General features: G+C 59.3%; 13 protein-coding genes. 5 read left to right on the forward strand and 8 right to left on the reverse strand.

Annotated features, from left to right (window positions below; all coding sequences use genetic code 11):
* The 8 genes from ABJK70_RS13600 to ABJK70_RS13635 all read right to left on the reverse strand — a co-directional run.
* Positions 1–354: ArsC/Spx/MgsR family protein (locus ABJK70_RS13600; RefSeq protein WP_347258237.1), on the reverse strand; the 354-nt coding region annotated here is incomplete at its 3' end.
* A 135-nt stretch (positions 355–489) separates the two neighbouring features.
* Positions 490–819 (reverse strand): Rieske 2Fe-2S domain-containing protein, encoded by a 330-nt coding sequence (locus ABJK70_RS13605; protein WP_077729056.1) that lies wholly within the window; start codon positions 817–819, stop codon positions 490–492.
* 11 nt (positions 820–830) lie between these two features.
* Positions 831–1,238 (reverse strand): GIY-YIG nuclease family protein, encoded by a 408-nt coding sequence (locus ABJK70_RS13610; RefSeq protein WP_077729057.1) that lies wholly within the window; start codon positions 1,236–1,238, stop codon positions 831–833.
* A gap of 19 nt (positions 1,239–1,257) precedes the next feature.
* Positions 1,258–2,178: an ADP-ribosyl-[dinitrogen reductase] hydrolase gene (draG, locus tag ABJK70_RS13615; protein ID WP_077729058.1), complete on the reverse strand. Its 921-nt coding sequence runs from the start codon at positions 2,176–2,178 to the stop codon at positions 1,258–1,260.
* Positions 2,178–2,993 carry an NAD(+)--dinitrogen-reductase ADP-D-ribosyltransferase gene (locus ABJK70_RS13620; protein ID WP_077729059.1) on the reverse strand — a complete coding sequence of 272 codons (816 nt, stop codon included), beginning with the start codon at positions 2,991–2,993 and terminating at the stop codon, positions 2,178–2,180. The genes draG and ABJK70_RS13620 overlap by 1 nt, the downstream gene beginning before the upstream one ends.
* A 22-nt stretch (positions 2,994–3,015) precedes the next feature.
* Entirely contained in the window at positions 3,016–3,600 is a 585-nt protein-coding gene (locus ABJK70_RS13625; RefSeq protein WP_347258238.1) for a hypothetical protein, read from the reverse strand.
* Between the two features lie 9 nt (positions 3,601–3,609).
* Complete coding sequence (locus ABJK70_RS13630) at positions 3,610–4,044, reverse strand: group II truncated hemoglobin (protein WP_347258239.1); 435 nt, start codon at positions 4,042–4,044, stop codon at positions 3,610–3,612.
* On the reverse strand, positions 4,041–4,466 hold the full coding sequence (locus tag ABJK70_RS13635) for a response regulator (RefSeq protein WP_077729062.1): 426 nt from the start codon (positions 4,464–4,466) through the stop codon (positions 4,041–4,043). Before ABJK70_RS13635 ends, ABJK70_RS13630 begins: the two co-directional genes overlap by 4 nt.
* 534 nt (positions 4,467–5,000) lie before the next feature.
* Here ABJK70_RS13635 and nifH point away from each other — a divergent pair.
* The 5 genes from nifH to ABJK70_RS13660 form a co-directional block, all read left to right on the forward strand.
* Positions 5,001–5,882 (forward strand): nitrogenase iron protein, encoded by an 882-nt coding sequence (gene nifH / locus ABJK70_RS13640; protein ID WP_077729123.1) that lies wholly within the window; start codon positions 5,001–5,003, stop codon positions 5,880–5,882.
* Positions 5,883–5,981: 99 nt separating this feature from the next.
* A complete protein-coding gene (nifD, locus tag ABJK70_RS13645; RefSeq protein WP_077729063.1) occupies positions 5,982–7,451 on the forward strand; it encodes a nitrogenase molybdenum-iron protein alpha chain in 1,470 nt (489 codons plus the stop codon).
* Between the two features lie 93 nt (positions 7,452–7,544).
* On the forward strand, positions 7,545–9,104 hold the full coding sequence (gene nifK / locus ABJK70_RS13650) for a nitrogenase molybdenum-iron protein subunit beta (RefSeq protein WP_077729064.1): 1,560 nt from the start codon (positions 7,545–7,547) through the stop codon (positions 9,102–9,104).
* A gap of 144 nt (positions 9,105–9,248) precedes the next feature.
* Positions 9,249–9,596 (forward strand): 2Fe-2S iron-sulfur cluster-binding protein, encoded by a 348-nt coding sequence (locus tag ABJK70_RS13655; protein WP_077729065.1) that lies wholly within the window; start codon positions 9,249–9,251, stop codon positions 9,594–9,596.
* A 288-nt stretch (positions 9,597–9,884) separates the two neighbouring features.
* Positions 9,885–10,391, forward strand: a 507-nt coding sequence (locus ABJK70_RS13660) for a nitrogenase component 1 (RefSeq protein ID WP_347258240.1), incomplete at its 3' end; no start/stop codon positions are given.

The following is a 10,391-nucleotide window of genomic DNA, read 5'->3' on the forward strand; positions in this document are numbered from 1 at the left end:
CGGAGCCAGACCGATCCAGTCGTGGACGCGCTGCGTGTCGAAACCCGCTTCCCGGCGCTCGCCCACTTGCATCAAAGGCCGTCTTATCAGCAGGGGATCTTCGAGCATGAGAGCCAGCGCTTCCTGTTCACCGAGCGCTTCCGGCACCACCTCTCCGGATTTCACTCTGGGCGCCGCCCGGTTGAACCATTCGGACACCGGCTTATCGCCAAAGAACGCGCGCAGATCTTCGGCGGTCCAGCGGGTTTCGAGAAGATTGCGAACGATGAGCTCGTGTCCGGCTTCCAATAACAGGTGCTTCTGCCGGGCGTTGTTGGCGCAGCCGGGTTTTTCGTAAAAAAGAATGGTTGCCATGGATTCGATCCGCTTTGTAGGAGAATTCATAGGATGCGCTGAGGTACGAAGCGCCCTTGGACTAGGCTCAGGACAGGCATCACTCGCGAACGATGCGCTTCACTGCGTTCAGCACATCCTACGCCTCTGCTCGGGCTAGCCGACGAACACGGGCGTAATCCCGTCGGTATCGATCAGCACCTCCTCGCCCTCGATCTTCAGGGGATATTCGGCGAGCGTGCAGGGCTTGCCCTTGACACAGGCCCCGGTAGCGCCTTCGAATGCCCAATCGTGGTGCGCGCAGGTCAGGGTTTTGCCATCGAATCGGGCATCGGCCAGCGGCTCCTTGAAATGCGGACACAGCCCCTGAAACGCACGGGGCTGGTCGCCTTGTGGCCAAACCACCAGCATCAGGGTGCGGTTGACCGCCACCACTTCGTATTTTCCCTCCCGGAGTTCGTTCAAGTCGCAGGCTTTCGTAAACATGTTGAAAATCCTCACACGGTAAATGATTTGGACAGAAATCCGGCGGTACCGGACAGGGTGAGACTGGTGGTATCGAACGGAAAGTCGCGGACGTATTCGCTGTTTTCCGGCGGTTTGTGCTTGAAGATCAGCGCCGCCGCGCAGCGTTCGAGCGTTTCGGCATCCATCGGGGCGAAGTTGAAGCAGAGTTCTTCGCCGGTGTCGATGTGGGATTCCCAATCGGCCTGTTTGACGTGATCCTCAAGGCAGTCGCGAACGTTTTCCGAGGCGCCGATATAGATGAGCTTCTGCGGCGAGCAGGTCTGTTTCTTGCCGCTGTAGATGCAGGTGTAAACGCAATAGACCCCGGATTTAGCGGGTATCCCTCTCTTTTTCTTTTCTCTCCAATAGCCTTCGAACGCGATCGAAAAATTGCCCATGATTTCCGTCCTCTCGAAGTCAAGTGCCGGTTGGCGGAACCCAGCCCGGCGATTGCGCGTGTTCGTCCGCGATTCCGAGCAAGGCGGCGGTCTGCCGCTCGATGTGCCGTACCACCTCGGTGTCCAGGCTTTTCAGCCAGCGCGCGGGGATGGCTGAGACTCCGTAAGCCGCCCCGGCCAGCATGCCGGCGAGCGCGCCGGTGGTGTCGGCGTCATCGCCTTGATTGACGACGCCCACGACGCAGCCGGCGAAGGAGTCCGTGCCGAGGAAAAAATGCAGCACGGTTTGTACGGTGTCGACGATGTAGCCGCTGGCGCGTCCGGGATAGGGATCGAAGCAGAATTCCGGATGGGTCTCGACCAGCGCCGCGACGAGCGGACGGCATTCTTCCGGCGAGCCGCCGCAAACCAGGCGCTGCACCATGCGGCCCAGAGTCAGCGTGGCCGCGTCCGAAAGCGGATGGTGGTGGGTGAAATGGCACTGCTCCAGCGTCCACAGGGAGAAGGCGTCCGCATCGCCCAAGGTGGCGAGGGCCACCGGCAGGTTGCGCATGCAGGCGCCGTTGCCGGCGTCGCCGGGGTTCGGAGGTCCGGAAAGGCTTCCGTCCAGCAGATAGCGGCGAATGCCGCGGCGGCAAGTGTTGCCCACGTCCGGCGGTTTTCGCTTGAGCCACGCGGCGAAGGCTTCCGCCACGGCCTTGAGGTCCCAGCCGCCGCTTTCGATGATCGCCCCGCCCAGTGCCAGGGACATTTCGGTATCGTCGGTCACCTGTCCGGCTTTGAGTTTGAGCCAGCCGCCGCCGACGATCTTGTCGTGGACGCCGTATTGATGCCGGATTTCCCGCGGCGTCATGAACTCCACGGTGGCGCCCAGAGCGTCGCCGACGGCGAGTCCCAAATAAGCACCGAGGGCGCGGTCATGGAGTAGTTGCGTGTCCATCAGTAGTAGGAGGCCTTGACCCGATACTCGCCGCCGATGACCAGGTATTCCCATTCGCCTTTGAGCGGATGGCGCGGCAAAAGGTTATTGAAGAAGAAGATTTTCACCACGGGCACCTGTACCTCCAGGATGAAGTCGCCGAACTCGCAGGCGGTCTCCCGGTTTGCCGTGAACGACACCAGGTTGTTGAGCCGCACATTGAGCCAGCGGCCCTCGCGGGGACCGATCTGACGCTGTTCGTCGAAGTGATTCTCGCCCCGGTACAGGGTGACATGGCGTCGACCCCACAAGCCGAAACGGGCGATGGCCCATTGGCAGAATTCATACATCAGGTCGAGCTGGAGATTGATGCTGTTGTTGTGGAAACGGCTCGACATCTTTTCCTCGATATAGGCGATCCAGGCCGGAGAGGTGAAGCGCGTCAAGGGCTCCTTGTGGAAGGTCGGAAACAGGCCGAAGCGGCTTTCCACCCAGCCCTTGAGAACCGCGCCCTGGGGATTGTTGGAATCGAACCCCCAGCCGCTCAAGAGCTTCAGATAGCTGGAACGGAAGCGGCGCGGACCGGTACCGTCCTGCCCGGCCGGCGGTTCGCCGTTGAGGCCGAACAGGACGTACATGTATTCCTGAAAGATCTCCGCCGCCGTTTGAGCGTCCTCGGCTTCCCTGAGCCGATCGAACAATCCGTAATTCGCTTCCCGCACGCCGCTGATATGCAGCGGCAGCGGGTGCTCGTTGAATGCCGTGCTGGCCAAGAGCCCGGTCGGGACGCCTACCAGATTGGTGCTGTGACCGATGCGGGCGATGTCTTGCGCCATGCAAGGGCGAATCCCATTCCGTCTAAACGGGCCGATTCTCGGGGATCTTTATCGGACCCATGATCTTCAGGCCTTCCTCGAAGGTGATTTCCGGAAACTTCTCGGTGAACTCGGCGGCGGCGTCGGCGATGATCTGCAGCTTGCCGGCGGTGTCGAGCTTTTTCAGATCGCCGCGATCGATGTTGAACAAGTCGCGGAGTTCGTTGTACACGGTCGCTTCCTCCAGCGGCAGCACCCAGAAGGTGGTCCCGCCGTAAGCGATCTGATAGCGGCTCGAGATATCCAGGTTGCCGGCGAAGAAGAAATATTTTCCGGTGGGCGACAGCTTGTCCCCCACGACCTCGCACAACAGCTTGAGGTGCTCCAGGGACAGCGCCACGCCCGCCAGAAACGGGATGGTCGGCTCGCCGGCCTTGGCGACGATCATGACCTGATCGAAGCGGATCTCAGGGGGCCGCGCCTCATCGCTGAATTGTTGCGCGAACTTCAAGGCGATCTCGCCCCGGAAACCGAAATATCCCGGTTTGGTCTCTCCCTTGAAAACCGGAGAGATGAGACGCTTTTCGGCGTCCAGGCTGGCGAGAGGTGTTTCGGTGATAGTGGTCATAACACTCCTTCAGGGTTGGTTGCGAAGAAAATCTGCGGTTTTGAAAAAAGAAGCGGCGAGTTGGGCTCGCAGATCGGCGTTGGAAACTTGCTCCTCCAGCGCCCGGTTCATGCAAGCCATCCAGGCATCCCGCGCGGCGGTGTCGATGGGGAAGGGCAGATGCTTCTGCCGAAGCCGTGGCGGTCCATGGCGCTCGGCATACAGCGGCGGGCCGCCGAGCCAGCCGGACAGAAACAGGAACAGCTTCTCCTTGGCCGGAGCGAGATCCGGAGGATGCATCGCCCGAATGGCCCGCGCTTCGGGCAGCTCGTCCATCAACTGGTAGAAACGCTCGACCAAGCGGCGTACGGCTTGCTCACCCCCGATCTGGCGGTAGTGAGGATTGTCGACCGACGCCGGAAGCGTGACCGCCGTGGCGAGTGGAAGCGTGGGCGACCGTTTCACACCACTTGAACCGGTATGCTCAGTTTCACCTTGCGTCCCAACTGCGCATCGACCTTTTGCCGGGTCTTTTCGATGGTCAGGGGTTTCGGCAGGATGGAATTCACGCCGTTCTTGAGACATTCCTTGGCCAGGGGATCGGTTGCGGAGTCCGCGACCAGGATGATCTTGAGGTCGGCAATCTTCGACCGGATATCCGCCAGGACTTCGATGCCTTTTTCCTGCACGATGCCTATCCCTAAAAGCAGCACGTCCGGTTTCCAGTCCTTCGCCTTGGCATAGGCGGCGTCCAGGCTGGACAACTCGTGCGTTTCGATTTCGTCGTGAAGCATGAACTGTAGGGCGGCGCTGGTGATTTCGTCGCTGTCGACGACGAACACCCGTCTGTTGTCCACGGCCCTTTCTGTGTCTACACCGATCTGCATGGGCTACTCCTCGAGTGTATTGAAGCGATCGCGCAAGCGGCGGGAAATATTCTCGGACTGCCATAAGGCATAGGAGACGACCCGCGCACGCTCACGAGTGACGCCTAACCTTTAGCAATCTTCGTTCCATTAGCTCGGCGGGAGCTGACGGCGGCCGAAGTGCCTGATTTTCCGTTTATCGGGCGATCGACCCTCGATTCGGAGCAGTCCGGATCGTTTGTATCGTTCCTTACAAACCGTATGGTTTTGTCCGGTTAGTAACACCTGATCGCTGCTCGAAAAGCTACAAAAACGGCGAGGAATGGGAAATTTTCAGCTGAAGAAACAAGGGCTTAAGTGTTGTGTTTTGCGTGTGGCACAGTCGTTGCTCGGTAGCTGTCGACCAGTACTCGTCCATTCACCGAAAGAAACGGTGAGCGGCAGAAGAAAAAAAAGAAAAGCTCGCCGTGTTTGAGCCAGACATTTTTTCTTTCGGCGGATTTGCTGGCCACAGAGGTTTTATCGATCAACGTGTTTATTGACTGGAGATTGATCATGTCAGATTTGAGACAAATCGCTTTTTACGGGAAAGGCGGCATCGGCAAATCCACCACTTCCCAAAACACCCTGGCGGCTCTGGCCGAAATGGGTCAGCGCATCCTGATCGTCGGCTGCGACCCGAAAGCCGACTCCACCCGTCTGATCCTTCACGCAAAGGCGCAGGATACCATCCTCAGCCTCGCGGCCGCTGCCGGCAGCGTAGAAGACCTCGAGCTCGAGGACGTAATGAAAGTCGGCTATCGCGACATCCGTTGCGTTGAATCGGGTGGTCCGGAGCCGGGCGTCGGCTGCGCAGGTCGCGGCGTTATCACCTCCATCAACTTCCTGGAGGAAGAAGGCGCCTACGAGGACATCGACTACGTCTCCTATGACGTACTCGGCGACGTCGTGTGCGGCGGTTTCGCGATGCCCATCCGCGAAAACAAGGCGCAGGAAATCTACATCGTCATGTCCGGCGAAATGATGGCCATGTACGCGGCCAACAACATTTCCAAGGGCATTCTGAAATACGCCAACTCGGGCGGCGTACGTTTGGGCGGCTTGGTCTGCAACGAACGTCAGACCGATAAGGAGCTGGAATTGGCAGAAGCTTTGGCCGGTAAGCTCGGCACCAAGCTGATCCACTTCGTGCCGCGCGACAACATCGTGCAGCACGCGGAACTCCGCCGCATGACCGTCATGGAATATGCTCCGGATTCGAAGCAGGCCAACGAGTACCGTCAGTTGGCTCAGAAGATCCACAACAATTCCGGCAACGGCATCATCCCGACCCCGATCACCATGGACGAGCTCGAGGATCTCTTGATGGCCCACGGCATCATGAAGCAGATCGACGAGTCGCAGGTCGGCAAGACCGCGGCGGAAATCGCGGCGTAAGAAGTTGGTTGGGGAGCGGGACCTCACGGCAAACGATCCGCCCGGCCCGCTCCTCTCCTTCAAGCGTCATCCATCCAACAACTGAATCTGGAGAGCAACATGAGCCTCACAGTTGAGCAAACCAAACAGAGAAACAAGGAACTCATTAGCGAGGTCCTGTCGGTCTACCCGGAGAAGACCGCGAAAAGGCGTGCCAAGCACCTCGGCACATTTGAGGAAGGCAAGCCCGACTGCGGGGTGAAATCCAATGTCAAGTCGATCCCCGGGGTCATGACCATCCGCGGCTGCGCTTACGCCGGCTCCAAGGGTGTGGTCTGGGGTCCCATCAAGGACATGATCCACATCAGCCACGGTCCGGTCGGTTGCGGCCAGTACTCCTGGGCATCGCGCCGCAATTACTACATCGGCACCACCGGCATCGACACCTTCGTCACGATGCAGTTCACCTCCGACTTCCAGGAGAAGGACATCGTCTTCGGCGGCGACAAGAAGCTGGAGAAAATCATCGACGAGATCCAGGATCTGTTCCCGCTGAACCACGGCATCACCGTGCAGTCGGAGTGCCCGATCGGTCTCATCGGCGACGACATCGAAGCGGTCTCCAAGAAAAAATCCAAGGAATACGACGGCAAGACCATAGTGCCGGTGCGCTGCGAAGGTTTCCGCGGCGTTTCGCAGTCCTTGGGCCACCACATCGCAAACGACTCGATCCGCGACTGGGTATTCGACAAGTCGGGCGACAAGCATCCCGAGTTCAAGACCACGCCTTACGACGTATCCATCATCGGCGACTACAACATCGGCGGTGATGCCTGGGCGTCCCGCATCCTGCTCGAGGAAATGGGTCTCCGCGTGATCGCCCAATGGTCCGGCGACGGTTCTTTGGCCGAATTGGAGAACACTCCGAAGGCCAAGCTGAACGTGCTCCACTGCTACCGCTCGATGAACTACATCTCGCGTCACATGGAAGAGAAGTACGGGATTCCGTGGGTGGAATACAACTTCTTCGGCCCGACCAAGATCGAGGAGTCGTTGCGCAATATCGCCAGCCACTTCGACGACAAGATCAAGGAAGGTGCCGAGCGCGTCATCGCGAAGTACCGTCCGCTGATGGATGCGGTGATCGCCAAATACCGTCCGCGTCTGGAAGGCAAGAAAGTCATGCTGTTCGTCGGCGGCCTGCGCCCGCGTCACGTGATCGGCGCTTACGAGGATCTCGGCATGGAAATCGTCGGTACCGGCTACGAGTTCGGCCACAACGACGACTACCAGCGTACCACTCACTACGTCAAGGACGGCACCCTGATCTACGACGACGTGACTGGCTTTGAGTTCGAGAAGTTCGTCGAAGCGATCCAGCCCGACCTGGTCGGTTCGGGTATCAAGGAAAAGTACGTCTTCCAGAAGATGGGCGTGCCGTTCCGTCAGATGCACTCCTGGGATTATTCGGGTCCTTACCACGGCTATGACGGCTTCGCCATCTTCGCCCGCGACATGGACATGGCCATCAACAATCCGGTCTGGAGTTTGGCCAAGACACCCTGGAAACGGAACGGGGCCCACGCCTAGTCCGGTGAGGGAGAGTAGGGTGCGCCGCGCGCACCATCCAGACCGACCCGGTGCGCACGTCGCACCCTACAACCGCTACTTTGGAGTTACATCATGAGCCAGAATGCAGAGAAGGTGCTCGATCACTTCAACCTGTTCCGCCAACCGGAATATGTGGAATTGTTCGAGAACAAAAAGAAAGAATTCGAATTCGCCGAATCGGACGATAAAGTCGAGGAGGTGAGGGAATGGGCCAAGACCTGGGAATACCGGGAGAAGAACTTTGCCCGCGAAGCCCTGACGGTCAATCCGGCCAAGGCCTGCCAACCGTTGGGTGCGGTGTTCGCCGCCGTGGGATTCGAGGGGACCATTCCCTTCGTGCACGGTTCGCAAGGTTGCGTCGCCTACTACCGCAGCCACTTCAGCCGCCATTTCAAGGAACCGTCGTCGTGCGTGTCTTCGTCCATGACCGAAGATGCCGCAGTATTCGGGGGCTTGAGCAACATGGTCGACGGCTTGGCCAACACGTACAACATGTACCAGCCGAAGATGATCTCGGTATCGACCACCTGCATGGCTGAAGTGATCGGCGACGACCTCAACGCCTTCATAAAGACCGCCAAGGAAAAGGGCAGCCTGCCGGCGGAATTCGATGTGCCTTTCGCCCATACCCCGGCCTTCGTCGGCAGCCATATCACCGGCTACGACAACGTGCTCAAGGGTATTTTGTGGCACTTCTGGGACGGCAAGGCGGGTACCACGGCTCCCTTGACGCGCGTGCCCAACGAGAAGATCAACTTCATCGGCGGTTTCGACGGCTACACGGTCGGCAATCTGCGTGAAGTCAAACGCATCTTCGATCTGATGGGCGTCGAATACACCATTCTCGCGGATAACAGCGACGTTTGGGATACGCCCACCGACGGCACCTTCCGCATGTACGACGGCGGCACCACTCTGGAAGAAACCGCTAACGCTCTGCACGCCAAGGCAACCATCTCCATGCAGGAATTCAGCACGGAAAAGACCCTGCCGTTCATCGCGGAGCACGGCCAGGAAACGGTCGCGTTCAATCATCCCATCGGCGTGAAGGCGACCGACGCATTCCTGATGGAGATCTCGCGCATCACCGGCAAGCCGATTCCGGAAGCCCTGGAGAAGGAACGCGGACGCCTGGTGGATGCGATCGCCGATTCGACCGCGCACATTCACGGTCAGAAGTTCGCCATCTACGGCGACCCCGACCTCTGCCTGGGGTTGGCCGCCTTCTTGCTCGAACTGGGGGCCGAACCGACCCACGTGCTGGCCACCAACGGCGGTAAAGCCTGGGAAAAGAAGGTGCAGGAGCTGTTCGATTCCTCGCCCTTCGGCAAGAACTGCCACGTGTACGCCGGCAAGGATCTGTGGCACATGCGCTCGCTGCTGTTCACCGAGCCGGTCGACTTCCTGATCGGCAACACCTATGGCAAGTACCTGGAGCGCGACACCGGAACCCCGCTGATCCGCATCGGCTTCCCGGTATTCGATCGGCATCACCATCACCGCTATCCGGTATGGGGCTACCAAGGCGCGATGAACGTTCTCGTCTGGATTCTGGACAAGATCTTCGACGAGATGGACAAGAACACCATCGTGCCGGCCAAAACCGACTACAGCTACGACATCATTCGGTAGGGTTGGAAGCTATCAGGTCGGACACATCCAGAGTCGTAGGGCGGGTTAGCGGAGCGTAACCCGCCTATCGCGGAATCGGCGGGTTACGCCGGATTACCGGCTAACCCGCCCTACGGCACTTTTTAACCAAGCAGAGGATTATTAATGGCTAATGTGACTTTCAGTTCGCCCGCGATGCGCAAGGACGTCACGGTGTATGCCACCGCCGGCGACTGCCATACGCTGCTCGCGGTGGCGCAGAAGAACAAGATTCCCATCCATTTCGAGTGCGAAAACGGGGAATGCGGTTCCTGCGCCGTGGAAGTTACGGTTCTTTCCGACAAGCTGCCCATGGGCATGCACTTGACCGAAAAGGAAAAGACCGTGCTCCGGCTGGCCGGAAAAATCACCCGAGAGCAGATCGAGCAGGCGGAACTGACGGACGAACCGCCGCCCTGGCGGCTGGCCTGCCAGTACATCGTCCGTGACGAGGACATCGTAGTGCGATTCTAAAGGGCCGATAGCCTAAGCCGGAGGGGTTATGAGCAGCTTGAACGATATGGTCGTAGGTCGGCAATCCTTTGCCGACGAAGGCGTCGGGAAGAGATTCCCGACCTACTCTAGGGCACCTCGAAAAACCTACTGCGCGCCCCCATGTGCTGCGTTGCGCGGTGCTCGGAATCCTCATGTACTCCATGTACACTCCGGTTCCTGTGCTCCGGGCGCCTTGCACTCGGGGCGCTCGCGACGGTTTTTCGAGGTGCCCCTACTGTCGCAGCGCCCTGGAGAGCGGAGTAACCCATGAGCAGCTTATCCAACAAGATTCAAGACGTTTTCAACGAGCCCGGTTGCGGAAAAAACCAGGGCAAGTCGGAAAAGGAGCGCAAGAAAGGCTGCACGAAGCAGTTGCAGCCTGGCGGAGCGGCCGGCGGTTGCGCTTTCGACGGCGCCAAGATCGCGTTGCAGCCCATCACCGACGTGGCTCACCTGGTTCACGGGCCCATCGCCTGCGAGGGCAACTCCTGGGACAACCGCGGCTCCAAATCCTCCGGCTCCAATCTCTGGCGCACCGGCTTCACCACGGACATCAACGAAACCGACGTGGTTTTCGGCGGCGAGAAACGGCTGTTCAAATCGATCAAGGAAATCATCGACAAATACGACCCGCCGGCGGTCTTCGTTTACCAGACCTGCGTGCCGGCCATGATCGGCGACGATATCGAAGCCGTGTGCAAAGCGGCCTCGAAAAAATTCGGGAAGCCGGTCGTACCGGTCAATTCGCCCGGCTTCGTGGGTCCCAAGAACCTC

This window comes from Methylocaldum sp., from assembly GCF_039794385.1.
Taxonomy (GTDB): domain Bacteria; phylum Pseudomonadota; class Gammaproteobacteria; order Methylococcales; family Methylococcaceae; genus Methylocaldum.